The organism is Marinovum sp. J2-8 (assembly GCF_055808435.1).
Genome location: NZ_JBVVRZ010000004.1, coordinates 216842 through 235575 on the forward strand (window position 1 = coordinate 216842; position 18734 = coordinate 235575).

The 18734-nt window shown below is 59.8% G+C and carries 17 protein-coding genes; 10 read left to right on the forward strand and 7 right to left on the reverse strand.

The annotated features are described in order from the left end of the window. Positions 1-34: 34 nt before the first annotated feature. Positions 35-496: a TRAP transporter small permease gene (locus AC0L4F_RS14005; RefSeq protein ID WP_244689263.1), complete on the forward strand. Its 462-nt coding sequence runs from the start codon at positions 35-37 to the stop codon at positions 494-496. Beyond that, positions 493-1761, forward strand: a complete 1269-nt coding sequence (locus AC0L4F_RS14010) for a TRAP transporter large permease (RefSeq protein ID WP_244689265.1) — start codon at positions 493-495, stop codon at positions 1759-1761. The genes AC0L4F_RS14005 and AC0L4F_RS14010 overlap by 4 nt, the downstream gene beginning before the upstream one ends. Before the next feature lie 221 nt (positions 1762-1982). Here the strand turns inward: AC0L4F_RS14010 and AC0L4F_RS14015 are convergent, their stop codons facing one another. Next, positions 1983-3059: a substrate-binding domain-containing protein gene (locus AC0L4F_RS14015; RefSeq protein WP_244689267.1), complete on the reverse strand. Its 1077-nt coding sequence runs from the start codon at positions 3057-3059 to the stop codon at positions 1983-1985. Positions 3060-3218: 159 nt separating this feature from the next. On the opposite strand from AC0L4F_RS14015, the gene AC0L4F_RS14020 reads away from it, so the two are divergent. Genes AC0L4F_RS14020 through AC0L4F_RS14055 form a run of 8 tightly spaced genes read left to right on the forward strand, consistent with a single transcriptional unit; the run spans position 3219 to position 12123 of the window. After that, positions 3219-4748 (forward strand): ABC transporter substrate-binding protein, encoded by a 1530-nt coding sequence (locus tag AC0L4F_RS14020; RefSeq protein WP_244689269.1) that lies wholly within the window; start codon positions 3219-3221, stop codon positions 4746-4748. 54 nt (positions 4749-4802) lie between these two features. Beyond that, the gene (locus AC0L4F_RS14025) at positions 4803-5756 is read left to right on the forward strand and encodes an ABC transporter permease (protein ID WP_244689270.1); all 954 of its coding nucleotides are present in this window, start codon (positions 4803-4805) and stop codon (positions 5754-5756) included. After that, positions 5753-7705, forward strand: a complete 1953-nt coding sequence (locus tag AC0L4F_RS14030; protein WP_244689273.1) for a dipeptide/oligopeptide/nickel ABC transporter permease/ATP-binding protein — start codon at positions 5753-5755, stop codon at positions 7703-7705. Before AC0L4F_RS14025 ends, AC0L4F_RS14030 begins: the two co-directional genes overlap by 4 nt. Next, complete coding sequence (locus tag AC0L4F_RS14035; protein WP_244689275.1) at positions 7702-8772, forward strand: ABC transporter ATP-binding protein; 1071 nt, start codon at positions 7702-7704, stop codon at positions 8770-8772. Before AC0L4F_RS14030 ends, AC0L4F_RS14035 begins: the two co-directional genes overlap by 4 nt. Further along, positions 8769-9680, forward strand: coding sequence for an alpha/beta hydrolase (locus tag AC0L4F_RS14040; RefSeq protein WP_244689277.1), 912 nt, complete (start codon positions 8769-8771; stop codon positions 9678-9680). The genes AC0L4F_RS14035 and AC0L4F_RS14040 overlap by 4 nt, the downstream gene beginning before the upstream one ends. Beyond that, on the forward strand, positions 9661-10266 hold the full coding sequence (locus AC0L4F_RS14045) for a MurR/RpiR family transcriptional regulator (protein ID WP_244689279.1): 606 nt from the start codon (positions 9661-9663) through the stop codon (positions 10264-10266). Before AC0L4F_RS14040 ends, AC0L4F_RS14045 begins: the two co-directional genes overlap by 20 nt. Positions 10267-10309: 43 nt before the next feature. Further along, positions 10310-11371 carry an Ldh family oxidoreductase gene (locus tag AC0L4F_RS14050; protein ID WP_244689282.1) on the forward strand — a complete coding sequence of 354 codons (1062 nt, stop codon included), beginning with the start codon at positions 10310-10312 and terminating at the stop codon, positions 11369-11371. Then, positions 11371-12123, forward strand: coding sequence for a TIM barrel protein (locus AC0L4F_RS14055; RefSeq protein ID WP_244689284.1), 753 nt, complete (start codon positions 11371-11373; stop codon positions 12121-12123). Before AC0L4F_RS14050 ends, AC0L4F_RS14055 begins: the two co-directional genes overlap by 1 nt. 163 nt (positions 12124-12286) lie before the next feature. Here AC0L4F_RS14055 and AC0L4F_RS14060 read toward each other — a convergent pair whose 3' ends face one another. The 6 genes from AC0L4F_RS14060 to AC0L4F_RS14085 are packed head-to-tail and all read right to left on the reverse strand — an operon-like array spanning position 12287 to position 18682. Beyond that, complete coding sequence (locus AC0L4F_RS14060; protein ID WP_244689286.1) at positions 12287-13087, reverse strand: inositol monophosphatase family protein; 801 nt, start codon at positions 13085-13087, stop codon at positions 12287-12289. Continuing rightward, positions 13084-14100 (reverse strand): LacI family DNA-binding transcriptional regulator, encoded by a 1017-nt coding sequence (locus AC0L4F_RS14065; protein WP_244689289.1) that lies wholly within the window; start codon positions 14098-14100, stop codon positions 13084-13086. The genes AC0L4F_RS14060 and AC0L4F_RS14065 overlap by 4 nt, the downstream gene beginning before the upstream one ends. Then, on the reverse strand, positions 14093-15517 hold the full coding sequence (locus AC0L4F_RS14070; protein ID WP_244689291.1) for a glycerophosphodiester phosphodiesterase: 1425 nt from the start codon (positions 15515-15517) through the stop codon (positions 14093-14095). The genes AC0L4F_RS14065 and AC0L4F_RS14070 overlap by 8 nt, the downstream gene beginning before the upstream one ends. Next, complete coding sequence (locus tag AC0L4F_RS14075; protein ID WP_244689293.1) at positions 15514-16560, reverse strand: ABC transporter ATP-binding protein; 1047 nt, start codon at positions 16558-16560, stop codon at positions 15514-15516. Before AC0L4F_RS14075 ends, AC0L4F_RS14070 begins: the two co-directional genes overlap by 4 nt. Then, a complete protein-coding gene (locus tag AC0L4F_RS14080) occupies positions 16560-17384 on the reverse strand; it encodes a carbohydrate ABC transporter permease (protein ID WP_244689295.1) in 825 nt (274 codons plus the stop codon). The genes AC0L4F_RS14075 and AC0L4F_RS14080 overlap by 1 nt, the downstream gene beginning before the upstream one ends. Next, positions 17381-18682, reverse strand: coding sequence for a carbohydrate ABC transporter permease (locus tag AC0L4F_RS14085; RefSeq protein ID WP_244689298.1), 1302 nt, complete (start codon positions 18680-18682; stop codon positions 17381-17383). The genes AC0L4F_RS14080 and AC0L4F_RS14085 overlap by 4 nt, the downstream gene beginning before the upstream one ends. Between the last annotated feature and the right edge of the window lie 52 nt (positions 18683-18734).

The window sequence follows — 18734 nt, forward strand, 5'->3', positions numbered from 1 at the left end:
TCGTTTTTGGTTCGCATTGTAGGAGGAAACGCCAATGATCGGTTGGCTGTTGCGCATCGCGCTATTTGTTCCGGTGGCATTTCTGGTGATCGCAACCGGATATGCGGTGGTGCTGCGCTACTGGGCCGGGGCCCCATTGCACTGGATGGAAGAGGCGTCCGGCATCGCGTTGATCTGGATTGTGATGATCGGCGCGATTGCCGCCGAACGTGACAACGAACAGTTGAGCATCCCAATTTTTGTTGAGGCTATGTCCCGTCGCGGTCAGGTCATCGTGAAATGCGTGATTGGCATACTGTCCGTAGGGCTATTGGCGCTATTGGCCTATTACGGCGTGACGCTTGCGGAAAAGGTCGCCTTCAAATTGACCGGGGTTCTCAAGATATCCTGGTACTGGATCGACATCGCCGTACCGGTCGGATTTGTCGGGATAATATTGTGCTATATCGCGGGCGCCTGGCGGATGCTGCGTGCCGACAGGGAGACCCAAGAATGAGCTGGGCAATCATCTTACCAATCATGTTGGCGTTGTTCGCGCTTAATATGCGACTTTATCTTGGCATCCTCGCTGCGGTATTGCTGTATTTCCTGTTCTTTGCCAGCATGCCGCTCGAAATCGCGATCCAACGTTTCATTGCGCCGTCTCAAAACGCGTCATTGCTGGCTATTCCCTTCTTTGTGCTGCTGGGTACACTATTGTCCCGCTCGGGCATTGCCGAACGGGTGGTTGATCTGGCGTTGATCCTGGTTGGGCGAATGCGCGGGGGCCTGGCCGTAGGCAATATTCTGGTAAGCACTTTGCTCGGCGGGCTGAGCGCATCGAACCTTGCGGACAGCGCCATGTTGACCCGGATGATGGTGCCCGAAATGGAAAAGCGCGGCTATGGCCGGGCGTTCTCGGCGGCGGTCACCGCGACAGGGGCGCTGGTCACACCTATTATTCCGCCGGGCATCGCGCTGATTATCTATGCGCTTATTGCGGATGTTTCGGTGGCGGCCATGTTCATGGCGGGTATCGTTCCCGGCTTGATGTGCGCCCTGTTTCTGATGGGCGTGAGCTATTTCATCTCGGTGCGCCGTGGGTATCGCCCGGCCCGAACAGAGCCATCCAGCGGGCGTGAAACCATCGGCACCATTATCGGTGCCTGGCCGGCGCTGCTGCTGATCGCGATCATCATTGGCGGCATTCGTTTTGGCGTTTTTACGGCGACCGAAGCCGGCGCCATTGCGGTGTTACTTGTAATCGTGGCCGGTGTATTCATCTATCGGCAGATGGGCACGCGCGATATCGTCGAAGCCGTGTTCGAGGCCAGCAAATCCACTGCTTCGGTGATGTTGATCATCATGGCGAGCGGGGCGCTCGGCTGGGTGTTTTCCGTCGAAAAGGCCGGGGTGGCGCTCGCTGATTTCATCACCGCGCAGACTGCGAACCCTTACATGTTTTTCTTGATGGTCAACGTCATCCTGCTGATGCTCGGGATGTTGATCGAGGGAACTGCCCTGTTGATCATTCTGGTCCCATTACTCAAGCCGACCTTGGCGACGCTTGGTATTGATCCGGTACATTTTGGCATTGTGATGATTCTGAACCTGTCGATCGGGACGCTTACCCCACCTGTCGGGACCGTCATGTTACTTGTGACCAACTTATCAAAAACCGGCATTGCCGAGTTTACACGCGAAGCGATTCCATTTTTCGCGGCTTTGCTGCTGGTACTGATCTTGGTAGTCCTGTTCCCGGCGTTGACCCTCCAGTTTTGAGGTGTAGCCACCGCACTGATTGGACGAGGGCCTTGCATATGCCTCTGTAGCAAGGTTCGAGAAACGGGTTTCTACCACCTGCGACAACATACACCCGCCTTTTGAATTGGAAGGCGGGTTCAGGGTTAAGAAACCGCCTCGCGCGACTCTACACAAAACTTCGCGCGAGGCGGTCATCATCCAGCGGCGCAGGTGCAGAAAATGCTTTTAAAGCAGCCGCATCAAACCGCCACCGGGCCAGAACTCTTGCGAACAAAAACCTCTGGGATGGTGTGCCTGGTACGGCGCGGCGCGGAGGGGTTATCGGCACGCCAGCGCACAATTTCGCTGATCGCATCCGAGATCGACTGCGTAGACCGGCCAACGGTCGTAAGCACGCCGCCATGCAATGCCTCCACGCTGGTTGAACACACGCGCACAATTGAAAGATCGTCAGGAATCGAGATTTTATGCGCCTCAGTCGCGGCATGAACCTGCTCTGCGGTGAAACGGCCCCAGATAATCAGCGCGGTTGGGCGCTCTGCTGGGTCCAACGCCCGCCACGCCGCCATACAATCATTCAATTGATCGAGAGAGGTTTGATCGTATGAAAACGCCGCGCGGCGGGCAAAATGACAGATCGGATCGCGCCGCACGGTGTGGACCCAAAACTCGTAAAGCTGCTCGAAATCAATCGGCGCGCCGTCCAAATCGCGATCTTCACTGATCAGCCCCACCTGTTGGTGGCCCAACTCAATCAAATGCTCCAGCGCCAGCCGCATACTCTTGATGTGATCGCTGGCCACGAGGTCCACGGCGAGGCCATCCATATTCTTGCCCTCGACGATCAAATGCCGACTGCACCTCGACGCGACCTCCAAGAGCCGAATCGTCAGCACAGAAAATCGCGGCTGAAGAACGCATATATCGAACATTCCCGCCCCAAGAAGCGTCCGAATATCATCATCATTTGAGTAGGATATCGTCACAACACGAAAGCCGCGCGCCGTCAGATCGTCATGAAGCTGCGTGGTGATCATCTCGCCGCGCGCGTTTGGCGCAACGTGGTGAAGCAAGAGCACCCGTAAAACACCCGGTCCGGCCTGACCAGCCTCTCCAACCGCTTGATCCAGATGAATAACACGCGTGCCATCGCCCACGCGCGACTGAAGGACGCCATCGGCATTCAGCGCCTTGATGGCAGATTGGATCGCATACTGGGTGGCCCCCAGTTCTTTCACCAACTGACGGACGGTCGGGAACTTCGCCCCATGAGGCAGGTCGGCGGCCTTGCGGCGCAGGTCTTCGACAAGAGTCATCATGCCTCCTTGACAGAGCGTAAATTCTAATCAATCATACAACCAGTCAATCAATCAATCAATACAAAAGATGACTGGGTCGCAAATATTATTCTGACAGTCAGCGAGGAGGCTGACAGCCAGATCGGACCGCAACACTTGGCTACTTAGGAGGAGATCATGGCCTTTCTCTCAAAATTTCTCAAACCGAGCGGCACTCTCGGATCGCTTTTCGTCGCAACGGCGCTCGTTTCGCCGCTCACGCTCCCCATGTCGGCCGCCGCAGGCCCTGAGGACAACAGCATCGTTTGGGCAAGCCACGTTTTGCCCCGCGTCCTGGATGCACGCATCCACCGCCGTCAGGTCGAACAAAGCGTGTTTCTGCAAATCTATGATGCCCTGCTCGACTTCGACAGCGACCTGAACTACCGCCCCCGGCTGGCGGAAAACTGGGAACAGGTTGACCCGCTGACGTGGCGCTTTCACCTGCGCGAGGGCGTTCATTTCCACAACGGCGAACCATTCAACGCCGAGGCTGCCGCATTCTCGATCCAGCAATATGCCGAGCTTGACCCGCCCTATCTGTACATCCCGAACTGGGCTCCTGCCTGGCCACCAACAGCCGAGGTCGAAGACGACTATACCGTTGTTGTGCGCACACCAGAGCCCCTGCCCAACCTGCCGCGCCTGATGATGCGGATCGGCATGTTGCCACCCAAGGCAACCCTCGAACCCAGCTACGCTGACAGGCCCGTTGGCACAGGTGCGTTCAAGGTTGAGAACTGGGAACAAGGCGGCGCAATCGACCTTGTTTCCAACGAAGACTATTGGGATGGCGCGCCAAAAATCGACAGCCTGAAAATCATCGCGATCTCTTCGGCCGCCGCCCGTGTTGCCGCGCTTCAGGCAGGCGAGGTCGACTTCATCTGGGAGGCTCCGCTGGACCGTCTTGACGACTTGCGGCAAGATTTCCAGATCATTCAGGTCGACAACCCACAGAGCAACAACTTGATAGCATTCAATAATTTGGCCGTCGACTCTCCGATTGCCGACACACGTGTGCGACGCGCCCTCCAGATGACATTCGAGGGGCAAGAGATTATCGACGGATTGTTCGAAGGCTTCGCAAGCGAGGGCCGCGGCCCCGTACCATCCGGCGCCTACGGCGCTTACAATGGTGACGGCTATCCGGGGCGTGACTTTGACGGCGCGCGCGCACTCCTCGAAGAGGCCGGTTATGGCGACGGCTTTGATCTCACGTTGATCGCGCAACCCGGCAGCTTCACCAACCTCACGTCGGTTGTCGAATATCTGCAATCGCAAATGGCAGAGATCGGCGTCACGCTCAAATATGAAGAGCTGGATCAAGGCCAGATGAGCGAGCGCGAACCCACCGCCACGTGGGATTTGCGCACGGACGGAACGGCGGCCTCAACGGCAGAGGCCAGCTACTACTACAACACCGCGAAACGGAACTTTTCCGTCGATTGCCCGACCTGCGATCAACTTCTCGCTCAGGCGCAACAACAGGGCGACACGCCCGAGCGCGAGCAGATGATGACCCAGGCGATGCAAACCTGGTGGGACACAAGCCCGTGGTTGTGGAGCTTCGAGTCGCCCCTCGTGTATGCCGCCGCCCCCAAGTTGCAGAACGTCGAGCTGATCCCGAACAACTGGACCTTGTTCCGCAACGCGTCGTGGTCCGAATAACAGCCTGCGGCCCCGACAAAACGGGGCCGCACCCTGCCCGAGATTGGAAGAAAAATGTTAGCAGACATGTTAGGACGGCGATTGCTGCTGGGTGCGGTGACGCTGTTCTTCACCCTGACACTCGTTTTCGTCATCATCCGCATGGTCCCCAGTGACCCCGCCACCGTCTTGATGATGGGTGAAGCCACCCCAGAGCAGCTCGACCGCCTGCGCGAGTTGTGGGGGCTGGATAAGTCCATCGTCGAACAATTCTTTATCTATTTGGCCAATCTGGTTCAGGGCAATGCTGGCGATTCTTATCAATTTCAACGGGTCGCGGGGATGCCGGGTGTGCCGGTCTTCGATCTGGTTATGAACCGCCTTCCGGCGACGGGGTATCTTGCACTGGTTGCCATCATCTTTTCGATGCTGATCGCCTTGCCGCTCGGGATTCTCGCGGCGCTTTTCCCCGATAGCATCCTCGACAAGCTGGTGTTGATTTTGGCCAGTGTCCTTGCGTCGGTGCCTGCATTCTTCTCCGGGATGCTGTTGATGTTGTTCTTCTCACTCACGCTGCGCATTTTGCCGACTGGCGGATATGACAGCCCGCAGTCGGTGATTTTGCCAGCACTGGCGTTGTCCTTTTCTTTCTCTGCCGTGTTGCTGCGCGTCACACGCACCGAAATGGCGCGGATCATGCGATCCGAGTTCATCCAATCCGCGCGCGCCAAAGGGCTGCGGTCGTGGCGCATTGTTCTGGTGCATGCGCTCAAGAACGCCATGATCCCGCTTTTGACAATCATCGGATTGCGGTTTGGCGATCTGCTCGCGGGTTCTGTCGTGGTCGAAACATTGTTTCGCTGGCCGGGCATCGGCGGGCTGATGATCGACTCCATCATCGCCCGTGACTACCCCGTGGTCCAGTTGGTCATCCCCTTGGCGGCGCTTGCCTTCATCATCGTGAACATCACGGTCGACGTTTTGTTCGGCGCGCTTGATCCACGTCTGCGCACAGGGGGCCGCTCATGACCGAACAAGCAACAATGCCCCCGTCCGCCACGGCGTCGCTCCTGTCCCGCGTTCGCCGCACTTGGTCGCGTCGCGGTATGCCACGGGTGATCACCGGTGCCACCGTGTTGATCGTGATGTCGATCTTGTGTTTCTTTTCCGCATGGCTGACCCCGCACCCGCCAAACGCTGTGGACCTCTCTGCACGCCTGCAACCACCTGTTTTTGCCGGCGGAACGTTCAACCACATACTCGGGACCGATGAACTGGGGCGCGACATTCTCAGCCGCGTGATGGTGGGGGGCCGGACGTCGATGGCCATTGGGGCGTTGGCCGTGGTTGTCAGCCTGACAATCGGCTCCACTCTCGGACTTCTGGCGGGCTACTTCGGCCGTCGTCTTGATGCGGTGGTCACCATGCTCTCCGAGATCCAGCTGGCGCTGCCGTCGATGTTGATCATCTTCTTCTTTCTCGCCGTCATCGGTCCCAATATCGTTACCATTGCCATCGTCCTGGCCCTTGCCGATTGGGTGCTCTATGCACGCATGGTTCGGGCGCGGACACTGGTCGAAAAGACCCGCGAATATGTCGATGCCGCACGCGTTCTGGGCGTTTCGACATCGCGTCTGCTGCTGCGTCACCTTTGGCCGAATGTGTTCCCGACCATCATGGTGCTGGCGATGGTATCGCTTGGCGGTGTGATCTTGTCCGAAAGCGCGCTCAGCTTTCTGGGTCTTGGCGTTCAGCGCCCGTGGCCATCGTGGGGCCGGATGGTTGCCGACGGGCAAAGCCGTCTGCAAGCCGCCTGGTGGATCGCTGTCTCTCCTGCGTTCTGTATCGCGATGGTTGTGTTTAGCGCAAACCTGCTGGGCGACGGACTTCCGCCAGATCTGGAAGGTCGAGTAATGTCTCACATAAAGCAAACAATCTCTGCCACGGCACAATCGGTGCCTCTGCTCGACATTCGGGGGCTCCGCACGGAATTTCGCTCTGACCACGGGACTGTGCGTGTCCTGAACGACGTGTCCCTGAGCGTCTCCAGCGGCGAAGTGCTCGGCCTCGTCGGTGAATCCGGCAGCGGCAAGAGCGTCACAGCGCTGAGCCTGCTGGGTCTGGTGCCGCGCCCCGGTCGCGTGACGCAGGGACAGGTCTTGTTGAATGGTCGTGATCTGATGACCATGGACGAACGCGCCCTGTCTGACCTGCGCGGTCGCGAGGTCGGCTTGGTGCTGCAAGATGCGATGACGGCAATGAACCCCGTCCTCACCATAGGTCAGCAGATTTGCGAAACCCTGCGTCGCCACCTCGGGCTTGGCCGCGCACAAGCGCGCCGCCGCGCCATCGACCTGCTCGACCGCGTCGGCATCCCTGACCCGGGCCGTCGTGTCGATGATTACCCCCATCAATTCTCGGGCGGGATGCGACAGCGCGCGATGATCGCCATGGCGCTAAGTTGTGAGCCAAAGCTGTTGATTGCCGACGAGCCGACCACCGCGCTGGATGTCACCATTCAGGCACAAGTGCTCGATCTGCTGAGCAGTCTCAAGGAAGAGATGGGAATGTCGCTGATCATGATTACCCATGATCTGGGCATTATCGCCGGGCTCGCGGATCGCGTGGCTGTCATGTACGCGGGCAATATCGTAGAGACCGGGCCAGTGCGCCAAGTCTTCAAGGCGCCCGCTCACCCCTACACACAGGGCTTGCTCGCCTCGATCCCCAGCATCACCGATACGACGAAATCGGACCTGCAAGCCATCACCGGCCTGCCACCGGATTTGGCCGCATTGCCGCAGGGCTGCGCCTTCGCGCCGCGCTGCCCACAGCGTCAAAGACGATGCGAAACAGACCGCCCGCACCTCATTCACCATGACGCCCAAAGCGCCGCTGCGTGCTGGTTGGTCGATCCGCCAAGTGACCGCGCCGCAAACAGCACAAGCCAAACCACAGAACCGATGAGGAACCGATGAACACTGCGGCGACCACAAGACCCAAACCCCGCGACCAGGACGCAGGCAACGGGCATGATCTCCTCGAAGTGAACGACCTCAAAAAGCACTTCCCAATCCAATCTGGATTTTTCTCCTCGCGAGAGGTCGGGCGCGTGCGGGCTGTGGACGGCATCTCTTTCTCGATCAAGGCGGGCAAAACACTCGCACTGGTCGGCGAATCCGGCTGTGGCAAAAGCACCGTCGGTCGGCTGCTGGTCAAGCTGCTGGAACCGACAGAGGGCAGTATCGTGCTCAATGGCGTCGACCTTGCGCAGGCCTCTCCGGAACAGATGCAGGCGATGCGCCGTCAAATGCAGATGGTGTTTCAAGATCCCTACTCAAGCTTGAACCCACGGATGAAAGTTGGCCAAAACATCTCCGAAGCGTTGACCGTCCATCGGCTCGCCTCCGGGAAAGCGGCAATCGCACGGGTGGAGGAGCTGATGCGCCTCGTCGGGTTGGACCCGAAGCTCGCGAACCGTCTGCCACAGGAGTTGTCCGGTGGGCAACGCCAACGCGTCGGCATTGCGCGGGCGCTTGCGGTGGAACCCGATTTCATCATCTGCGACGAGGCAATTTCGGCCCTTGATGTAAGCGTGCAGGCGCAGGTCATCAACTTATTGGTGAAACTGCAACGCGATCTCGATCTGGCCTATCTGTTCATTGCGCATGACCTCGCCGTTGTGCGCCATATCGCGGATGATGTCGCCGTGATGTATCTGGGCCGCATTGTAGAGCTGGCCAACAGCGCCGAGTTGTTCGCCAAACCACTTCACCCCTACACGCGTGGCCTTATCGCCGCTTTGCCGGTGCCTGATCCCGATCTGGCGCGCACGCGCAAGGATGCCGTGATCCGCGGTGAATTGCCAAGCCCCCTCAGCCCACCCTCGGGCTGTCACTTCCACCCGCGATGCCCCTATGCGACGCCGATTTGCGCGGATTACGTCCCGCGCGCCGAAGTCGCAACACAGGGCCGCCAAGTCGCCTGTCATCATTGGCTCGACATTCAAAAGGCAGACGCAGACACCGAAAGGACCACTGGGTGAGCATTCCAAAAACAGAAGCCAGCGAACTGGCGCAGTTGAAACCGCAATTTAAAAGCCACCCGAAAGAGGCCTCCCCGATCACCGCATGCCGCTTTGATCCGCGTTTTTGCTACAGCTTCAGACGCCCGGCCGAAATCACGCCGGACACCCCGATCCTCGTGGCGATCCACGGCAATATGCGCAGCCTGGAACGGACACGCGATGCCTTTGCCGATTTCGCGCGCTGGAACGATTGCGTCGTGATTGCGCCGCTGTTTCCCGTCGGCGTCTTGGGCGACAACAACAAGGACGGGTTCAAGTTCCTGATCGAAGGGGACATTCGCTACGATTTGGTTTTGTTGCAGATCGTAGAAGAGGTGACCACCCGGCTGGGCCTGTCTGCGGAACGGTTTGGCCTGTTCGGATTCGCCGGCGGCGCGCAGTTCACGAACCGCTTCATGCTCTTGCACGCACAGCGCCTTTGGGCGGCGTGCATCGCCGCGCCGGGGTCCGTGACGCTGTTGGACTTCGAGCGCCTGTGGTGGCTGGGCGTGGCCGATCTCGAGGCACAATTCGACACCTCCGTCGATCTTGCTGCGCTGCGCGACCTGCCAATCCAGCTCTTGGTCGGCACGGCGGATGTCGATCCCGGAACCGATCAAACCAGCCTGTCCTGGATGCCCGGCGGACGCGACGCAGGCGAAACCGCCTATGCACGACTGCTGTCTCTGTCCCAATCGCTGGAGGCACAGGGCATATCGCCAGACCTATGTCTGGTGCCGCGCAAGGGCCATGAGCTGCTTGATCTCGTTGACAGCGCAAAACACTTTTTCCGCCGCCACCTCGACCACGCCCGCCACCCGCATGTTGCGCAGAGCGACCCCCATTCCCAAACCAAAGAAAGCGCCAATGTCACATCAACCCTCTGATCCCGCTGACCTGAGCCCCGAGCTCCGGAACGTTGTCCGCAACACCATTGGCGCCGAGATCCAAAACCTGACGGCGTTGCAATCGGCCATCATTCCCGAACGCGTCGCCGCGTGCATTCACGCCCTGGCCGCCGCCGACCGCATCGTTGTCCAGGGGATTGGCACCTCTGGTGCCCTTGCCAGCTACGCCGAAACCCGTTTGGTACGGCGCGGCATTCAGGCCATTTCTACGGACATCACCGGGCTGAGGCTGGCTGATTTTCTGATCCTGATGCGCCCCGGCGACGTGTTGCTGGTGACTTCGCGCGTGACGGGCCATCGCGACATCGACGTGACCCAGCGCCACGCCAACAGCCTCGGCGTGCCATGCTTCTCGCTGCCCGACCTCATTGACGGCGACCTTAGTCGCGCGGGGGCATTGGTTCTGATCGACATGATCGCCAGTGCACTTGCGGTGCTCAACCCGCCAATGGTCGAAGAAGCCAACAGCACGCTCAACGCGCTGCGGGCCGAACTTGCCGGACGGCCGATGGATATCTTCGGCGCCATCAGAGATCTCGACAGCGCACGCCCGGAACCCCACTGACGCCCCCCCACAACACGCAAAGATATCGACTTCAGGACCACGTATGACACATCAGAATATCGACCACGCGGAACTCCAACGTTTTGCCACCGACGCGTTCCAAAGCGCAGGACTGTCTGCGGCCCATGCCGCTGTGATCGGCGCAGACCTGGTCAAGGCAAATCTGCGCGGGCTGGACTCGCACGGGGTCTCGCGCATCCCGATGTATCTCGAACGCCTGGAGCGCGGCCTCGTCAATCCAAACCCCGACATGAAGGTCACAAAAGTCGCCGGGGCGGTGGCGCATCTGGATGCTGATAACGCGATGGGTTTCCTGCCCTCGCACCTTGCGATGGACACGGCGATGGACCTCGCGGAAACCGCGGGCATCGGCATGGTTGGGGTGCATCGCTCCACCCACTTCGGCATGGGCGCGCTTTACGCCTTGCAGGCCATCGAACGCGGCTATGTGTCGATGGTGTTCACCAATTCGTCCCCTGCAATCGCCATGTGGGGGGGCCGTTCGACCTTCCTCGGCGCGAGCCCGATTGCCGCCGGTGTGCCCGGCGGGACCTCCGCCCCTTTCGTCATGGATATGGCCATGACCGTCATCGCGCGCGGCAAAATTCGCCTCAAAGCGATGCGCAACGAGCCGATCGAAGAAGGCCTCGCACTCGACTCAGACGGGCACCCAACCACAGACGCCAATGCCGCCTTTGAAGGTGTTTGCCTGCCTTTCGGTGGCGTGAAAGGGTCTGTTTTGGGCACGATGATGGACCTGATGTCGGGTCTTTTGACGGGGGCGAACTATGGCGGCGATGTCAAATCGCTCTATTTCGACCACTCCGAACCGCAAAATGTGGGCCATATGTTTATCGCCATTCGGCCCGATCTGTTCATGGCCATGACCGACTTCGAGGCCCGCATGGCGGAGTTCAACCGTCGGATCAAGGCACTCCCGCGTGCCGCAGGATGTGACGAAATTCTAATGCCCGGCGAACCAGAGGAACGGACCGAGGCGAAGCGGCGTGCATCAGGCATCCCCGTCACCGACAATGTCCTGGCCGATCTTCGAACGGTCGCCACATCTCGAAACATCACCGCCATTTCACAGGACACTCTGTAATGGCCACTCTTTCCGCGCACCTCGGCTATCTCTTCCCGGACCTCCCCCTGGAACAAAGATTTCCGAGGGCGCGGGATTCAGGGTTCACTTGTGTCGAGCACCCTGCCCCCTTTGCGATCCCCGCCGCCACATTGCGCGGCATTCTCGACGACACCGGCTTGAAGATCGCGCAAATATCCTCTGGCATGGGGCAGCAAGGCGAAAAAGGCCTCGCGAGCCTTCCGGGGCGCGAAGCAGAGTTTCACGACGACTTCGCACGCGCGCTGGATTACGCCGAAGACATCCATTGTCCTTTCGTGCACGCGATGGCAGGGGTGAATGGCACCATGGCGACCTACCTCAACAATCTGGACGTGGCACAGAAACTCAGCGAAAACAGAGCTCCCAATCTCCTGATCGAAGCCATCAGCGACGCGACAGTGGCGGGGTATTTCATGTCCGATATCGCAACTTTGATTGCACTGGCACAGGAACGCGGGTTCAAGGTGTTGATCGACACGTTTCATACCTGCGCCACGGGCTACGACCCTGCCGAGGCACTCCTGCGCGCGGGCGCATCTCTTGGGCATGTCCACATAGCGGACTTTCCCGGCCGCGCGGAACCTGCGACCGGAACGATTGACTTTGCCGCCGTGCATGACGCCCTTCACAACCTTTCTTACGCCGGCGCCATCGGCTTTGAATATGTTCCGAGCGGGCCAAACCACCTCGATTGGCTCCCACAGTGGGGACAAATGTTTGGTGGCGCGTAAGGCGGGTCAAAGCCACTCGCGCCTCTAAACCACGGCAAAAGGCAGGAAAAACCACGCCGCAGGCATGGTTTGTTTGTTCCTTGCGTTTTTGCCAACCGGGCCATCGCGCGTGACTTTGCGCCATTGGCCCTTTTCGTTGGAAAGCATCCGCGCAGAACCAACCTTACTCGGGCAGAAAGACGTTTTTCCGCAACACCGGGGCCAGTTCGTGATCCGCGCGCGCCATGGCAAGCAACGGGGCCGGTGCCGCCAGCGACGCGGTAAAATCTGGTGCCTCGACGACACCCCCAGCGGCCTTGATGATCGCAATGCCGGCGGCAGCATCCCAAAGGTTCAGACAACGCTCCATATAGGCATCGACCCAGCCGGCCGCGACGCCGATCAACCCGATGGTGGCCGCGCCAGAGCGGCGGTATTCCCCGCCTGCGTCAATGATCTGTTCCAAAAACACCGCGTGTTCGCCAAACGCGGTGCGGGGGGACCATCCGACGGCGATCAAGGCCCCGGCGGCCTCACGGCCGGTCGCGACCTTCAGATCGGTGCCATTCTTGCGCGCCACCGGCGTGTCGCCCAACATGCCTTCGAACATCAAATCAAGATCCGGGGCAAAGATCGCGCCCAGCACGATCTCGCCTTCGCTGGCACAGGCGATGGAAATGGCCCAATCCGGCAACCCGCGCATGAAATTTGTCGTGCCGTCAATCGGATCGACGATCCAGACCTCACCAGACGTCGCATCGCCCTCACGCCCGCCTTCTTCGCCGACAATGGCATCGTTGGGGAAATGTTCCGAGAGCCGCTGACGGATCAACGTTTCAACGGCCAGATCAGCGCCGGTCACAAAATCCTGCGGCCCTTTGACATCAATCGTCAGCCCATCCTGTGCGGCGCGCATGTCAAGCGCAAGGCGGCCAGCTTCGCGGGCGAGAGAAACAGCAAAGGACAGTCGATCGTGCAAATTCATGATATTTCGGTCTTTCCGGTGGTGCCGCGCAGAATTGCCTGCAATGGCGGATGTTTCAGCAAGCTGGGGGCGTCAGGCGTTTGCAGGCGATACCGCATGACTTCGACCGCCATTGCCGCCTGGGTATCGGCGTCTTGCCGCACTGTGCAAAGGTCATAGGCCGCCCAACCGGCCTGTTCAATGTCATCGAACCCCACAACCCGCATGTCCTCGGGCACGCGCAGGCCCAGATCGCGCCGCAGCCCGTCCAACGCGCCACAGGCCAACAGGTCGTTCGCCGCAAACAGCCCGTCACATTGGCGCAAAGTGACATCGTGGCGCTGCATCGCCGCGCGCCCGGCGTCATAAGATTGCCCCTCGCAGGGCAGGACGTCACAGGTCATCCCGTGCGCGCGCACAAGCTCACAAAAGCTGTTGACCCGACCAAGCACGGAATAGGTTCGATCCTCCGGGCGCAGCACGGCAAAGCGGCGCGCCCCGGCGCCGTGCAGCATATTGAATACGATGTTTGCAGCGGCGGTGACGTCCAATTGCACCCGATCCCCCCCGCTTGGCCCCGGATAACGGTTGATCAGAACAACCGGCACACGCAGTCGCTGACATTCCTCGATCACGGCGGCGGGGGGCGTGTCCGAGGTCACGATCATCCCGGCGAGATTATAGTCAAGCATGGAGGACAGCAGAGGTTCCAGATCATCACTGCCCTCGGCGGTCAGCAACAGCGGGCGAAACCCCTCTGAAATCAGCGCGCGAGACAGATGTTTGACCTGCCGCGCCCGAAACGGGGTGTCCAGCCGCGAGGCAAGCATGGCAACCAGCTGGGATTGCTGTGATTTCAGGTTTCGCGCCAGCGCATTGGTGCGATAGCCCAAATCCGCAGCGGCGGCCATGATCTTGGCGCGGGTTTCATCGGCAATGCTTGCGCCGGGCGTGAAACACCGCGACACGGCAGAGCGCGACACCCCCGCCTTTCGGGCCACATCATAAGAGGTCGGTCGGCGGTGGTCAGTCATCGCCATGTGCCTGCCGCGCAAGGGCAAAAGGCTGATCCACATTGGCAAGATCCGGCGCGGCAGCGACAACCGCCGCCAATGTCTGGGCATCGCCCGCCATGGCCGCAATCATGACCGAAACCCCCGCCGCGCGCACCGCTGCAAAATCTTCCGTGCCTTCGGGCATGGTGAATTCGACGATCTGCGGCGACAGATCGGCCAGCGTGTCCTGCAGGCTGGAATAATCCTGGCGCCGGGCCATGATATGCGCCTCTGGTGCAAGGGCGCGCAAATCCTTTAGCGCCGCATGATTGAAGGACCAAAAGAACACCCGATCTTGCAGACCCGCCGCACAAACGGCCTGCCATACCGGTGCGGGCGGGGCGGATTTGAATTCCAGATAGGCACGCCCGTCGTAACGTTGCAGCAGGTTCAAAACCTCGTCCAGCGTCGGAATTTGCGTCCCGGCGAAATGCGGGCTGAACCAGACGCCCGCATCCAACGCCCGCAATTCCGCCAGGGTTTTCTCGGTAATAGGCCCCTTCCCGGTGGTGGTCCGATCCAACGTCGGATCATGATGAACGACAATGGCCCCGTCGGCCGTCTGATGCAGATCGCATTCGATGAAATCAAAACCCGCCGCCAAGGCACATTCAAAAGCCGGCAGGGTGTTTTCCGGTGCAATCTTGTTGGCCCCCCGGTGGCAAACCGTCTTGAACGGCAATCCACGACCCGGTTGATTGACCAGCTCGGGCCGGTCAGAACAGATGCCGATCACCGGTCTGGTGCGAATATCGGCCATCCGCCGGGGATCTTCCTCGTGCCAGATGGCGATGCGCTGGCCATTGGCAAAAGCCTGTTCAAACAACGCATCGGTCAGCGTGTCTTGCGGGCGGTCCATATGTTCCCAACACAGATGGATCACATCCGCGCCCTCGGCATAGGCAAAGGGTTCGGCGCCCAGTGGCACCAGCACAGAGCGGGGATAGGGGCTGTTCGCCTCGGCCAGAAGTTTCGCCGCCTCTCGGTCAAAGGCCCCAAGGATCGCACGGGTGATACCATGTTCGCGCAACATCTGAAGCACCGGCAGGGTGGCACGCGTATCCTTGATATCCGCATAGAACCCTGCGTCCAGCTTTGCAGCTTCGGCCACCACATCCCGCAAGAGCGGACAGGGCCGGTTCTGGTCGGTGGTGTGGGCCAGGATTTCGGCAAAGGTGGTATCGACGATCTTGCGCCCGTCCGACAGGATCTTGTCGTGGAAGGCAACGATCTGGCCGTCTGATGTCATGCGAATGTCGACCTCCCACATCTCGGCGCCAAGCGCGCTGGCGATGCGAAACGCCTCTAACGTGTTGTCGGGGGCATAGGCCGATGCGCCACGATGGGCGATGGCATAGGGGCGTGCGGGGCGGGTCCAGTCGTCAGATGCGGTCACAGGCGGGCTCCTTCGGCGTCAAACAGATGCACACGGTCAAGATCGACCTGCCAGGAGATCTCTTGTCCCAGCGTGATGTCATGGCCAGCGGGCACAATGGCGCGCAACCGCTGATCATCCGGCAGGATCACATCAATCAGGTCTTCGCGGCCCTGCGGTTCAATGAAACTTACCCGCCCGGCAACGGATGACCCGCGATGCTGGGGCCCGAAATGTTCGGGTCGCACCCCCAGCGTCACAGGGCCGGTGGCCGTGATCCCATTTGGCAACGCCAGCGCATTGCCACCGCCAAGGGCAAGCTGGCCATTGGCCTCGGCCTGCAAAAAGCTGATCGGGGGGTTGCCCAAAAATCCCGCCACATAGCGCGATGCGGGGCGTTCGTACATCTCGGACGGGGTGCTGATCTGTTCGATGTTGCCGTCTTTCATCAATGCGATACGGTCGCACATCGACATGGCTTCGATCTGGTCATGGGTCACGAGGATTGCGGTAATACCCGTTTCGCGCTGAAGCCTGCGGATCTCGGATCGCATTTCCAACCGCAGCTTGGCATCAAGATTGGCCAGCGGTTCATCCAGCAACAGCACATCCGGTTTGCGCACCAGCGCGCGGGCCAATGCCACACGCTGTTGCTGACCACCAGAAAGCTGTTGCGGTTTGCGGCTGAGCAGATTGCCGATCTGCACCAGATCGGCCATTTCACTCACCCGGCGCTTGATCTCTGACGACGACAGCTTCTGCACTTTCAGCGGAAAGCCGATGTTTTCAGCCACGCTCATATGCGGGTAAAGCGCATAGTTCTGAAACACCACACCGACGGGACGGTCCTGCGGTGGCAGGGCGGTCACATCGCGGTCCCCGAAATGCAGCGTGCCACCGTCAATCCGGTGAATGCCGCTGATGGCAAACAGCGTCGTCGATTTGCCACAGCCCGACGGCCCCAGCAACGCAACCATCTCGCCAGAGGCGACAGACAGCGACATGTCCTCGATCACCGTGGTGTCGCCAAAACGCTTGGTAAAGTTTTGCAGTTCGATCCGCATCAGCCTTTCGTGCCTCCGCCATAAATGTTCATGAGCCGTTTCTGGAACAGCAGGTAAACGGCGATGACGGGCAATGCGTAGAACATGCCGATCGCCTTGAAGAGCCCATAGTCGGGGCGTGTGTCGTCCGCGATGACCGCGTTCATATAGGTGGCCAACACCTGGGCATCTGCGCCGGGGGCCAGCACCAACGGCAGGATGAATTCCGACCACCCCGCCAGGAAGGAAAAGATCAGCAGCGCCGACAGCCCCGGTTTGACCTGTGGCAGGATCAATTCGCGCCAGACGCGAAACCGCGAGGCCCCGTCCTGAACACCGGCCATTTCGATTTCCCAAGGGACGGAATCATAGAAACCCTTCATGATCCAGATCCCAAAGGGCAGTTCCAGCGCCGCTTTCACCAGGATCACCCCCATCAAGCTGTCATAAAGCCCGAGAAATTGCAGCACGATGAAAATGGCGATGATCAGGGTGATTGTCGGAAACGCATGCAGCATGATCAACCCGGCCAGAAAGAACCGCCGCGCCGAAAAGTTCAGTCGCGACAGCGCATAGGCCGCAGTGATCGAAAAGGCGCACACCAAAAGCGCGGTCGAGCTGGCAAAAACAAAGGTGTTGAAGGTCACCCGCCAGATAGACGGCCGCGCACTGTCGATGCTTGTCCATAGAAAGCGCCAGTTTGTCAGTTCCCATTCCTGCGGAATGATCCCGCCCGGCGCAGGGCGTGAGATGCTGTCAATCAGCTGAAAGCCATACATGATGACCAGCGGCGCCGATATCAACGACAGCGCGAGGATCAGGATCCAGTTGCCTTTGGTGTTCATTGTTCGATCCTCGGCTTGGCGACGAGTTCGCGGAAGTTGAAGAAACGCAGGTAAAGGGCCGACAACAGGATGCCGATTATCACCAGCCCCAGCGCATAAGCCGCGCCCAATCCATATTCGAGGTTCCCGCCGTAGTTCGACAGAGCGGTGTGATAAGCGGCCAGGGCCCAGACCTCGGTTTGTCTGCCGGGGCCGCCATCGGTGGCCAGCAGGATGTATTCAAACGATGTCAGCAACGACAACGTCTGATACGAGGTGATGAACAGGATCGGCCAACGCATCTGCGGGAGCAGAACGTAACGCGCCTGTTGCCAACGGTTGGCCCCATCGACCTGTGCCGCGAACAATTGTGTCTCGGGGATTGCGCGCAGCGACGAGGAAAACAGGATCATCCCCAGTGACGCACCGACGCAGCCGTTGATCAACACAATGAAGATCCATGCATGGGTGGCGGTGTGGCGCATCCAGTTGATCGGTTCGATCCCGAAGGGACGCATCATGGCCGAGATAAAGCCCTGATCCCAGGTCAGCCATTGCCACATCAACACATATAGAACAGGGGGCAGAATGCGGGGCAAAAACCAGATGGCCCGAAAAGTCTGGGCCGTGCGGGTCGGCAGATAAAAGGTCGACAGAGCCAGAAATAGTCCGAAACTTACGTTGAACCCCAGTGTCAGCACCACATAGAGCACCGTATTCAGCGCATAGCGCCAGGTTGCGGGCAATTTCCACAACAGCTCGAAATTCTGGGTGGTGAAGGTCCAGCCGGTATATGCCGCCGTGGTCAATGCGGCGCGATCCGGGTCCGGCACGCCCAGATCGGCGATGGCGGTCTGGAATTCCGCTTCGGTGGCAAATCTCTGGCCAAGGATCGAAACCCGGAACAACTCTGCCGCGGTCTTGCGATCCCGCACCTTGCGCAGCGGGTTGCGGCGCAACTCCTTGAGCGCGCGCTCCATGGCGCGACGGTCATCGAATGTCGCACCGCCATGCAGCTTTTCCAGCTCGCTGGCGCGGTCTTCGCCGAATTCAGCGGCAAACAACGCCAGTGTTTCCGGCTGTACCGCATATCCGGCACCCTCCAGAAGCGTCACGGCCTCGTCGCTCACCCCGGCCGCGGGCAGACGCCGCAGGTCGCTTTCACTGATCTGATACGCGCCGCCAAGAATGCCGGTCGATGTACTCATATTGGTGAAGGCAAAAACGACGGTCAGCACAACCGGCAGCAAAAAGAACATTACCACCGCCAGCAGTGCGGGGCTGAGAAAGCCCAGGCCCAGAAGGGTCTGTCGGGTCATGTCACACCTCGTATTAAATCGGGGCGACGGCGCACAGGAGGCGCGCCGTCGC

Bases quoted from the DNA above. Each gene is read 5' to 3' on its own strand.
- AC0L4F_RS14005 (WP_244689263.1), top strand. From the start codon at position 35: ATGATCGGTTGGCTGTTGCGCATCGCGCTATTTGTTCCGGTGGCATTT.
- AC0L4F_RS14010 (WP_244689265.1), top strand. From the start codon at position 493: ATGAGCTGGGCAATCATCTTACCAATCATGTTGGCGTTGTTCGCGCTT.
- AC0L4F_RS14015 (WP_244689267.1), bottom strand. From the start codon at position 3,059: ATGACTCTTGTCGAAGACCTGCGCCGCAAGGCCGCCGACCTGCCTCAT.
- AC0L4F_RS14020 (WP_244689269.1), top strand. From the start codon at position 3,219: ATGGCCTTTCTCTCAAAATTTCTCAAACCGAGCGGCACTCTCGGATCG.
- AC0L4F_RS14025 (WP_244689270.1), top strand. From the start codon at position 4,803: ATGTTAGCAGACATGTTAGGACGGCGATTGCTGCTGGGTGCGGTGACG.
- AC0L4F_RS14030 (WP_244689273.1), top strand. From the start codon at position 5,753: ATGACCGAACAAGCAACAATGCCCCCGTCCGCCACGGCGTCGCTCCTG.
- AC0L4F_RS14035 (WP_244689275.1), top strand. From the start codon at position 7,702: ATGAACACTGCGGCGACCACAAGACCCAAACCCCGCGACCAGGACGCA.
- AC0L4F_RS14045 (WP_244689279.1), top strand. From the start codon at position 9,661: ATGTCACATCAACCCTCTGATCCCGCTGACCTGAGCCCCGAGCTCCGG.
- AC0L4F_RS14050 (WP_244689282.1), top strand. From the start codon at position 10,310: ATGACACATCAGAATATCGACCACGCGGAACTCCAACGTTTTGCCACC.
- AC0L4F_RS14055 (WP_244689284.1), top strand. From the start codon at position 11,371: ATGGCCACTCTTTCCGCGCACCTCGGCTATCTCTTCCCGGACCTCCCC.
- AC0L4F_RS14060 (WP_244689286.1), bottom strand. From the start codon at position 13,087: ATGAATTTGCACGATCGACTGTCCTTTGCTGTTTCTCTCGCCCGCGAA.
- AC0L4F_RS14065 (WP_244689289.1), bottom strand. From the start codon at position 14,100: ATGACTGACCACCGCCGACCGACCTCTTATGATGTGGCCCGAAAGGCG.
- AC0L4F_RS14075 (WP_244689293.1), bottom strand. From the start codon at position 16,560: ATGCGGATCGAACTGCAAAACTTTACCAAGCGTTTTGGCGACACCACG.
- AC0L4F_RS14080 (WP_244689295.1), bottom strand. From the start codon at position 17,384: ATGAACACCAAAGGCAACTGGATCCTGATCCTCGCGCTGTCGTTGATA.
- AC0L4F_RS14085 (WP_244689298.1), bottom strand. From the start codon at position 18,682: ATGACCCGACAGACCCTTCTGGGCCTGGGCTTTCTCAGCCCCGCACTG.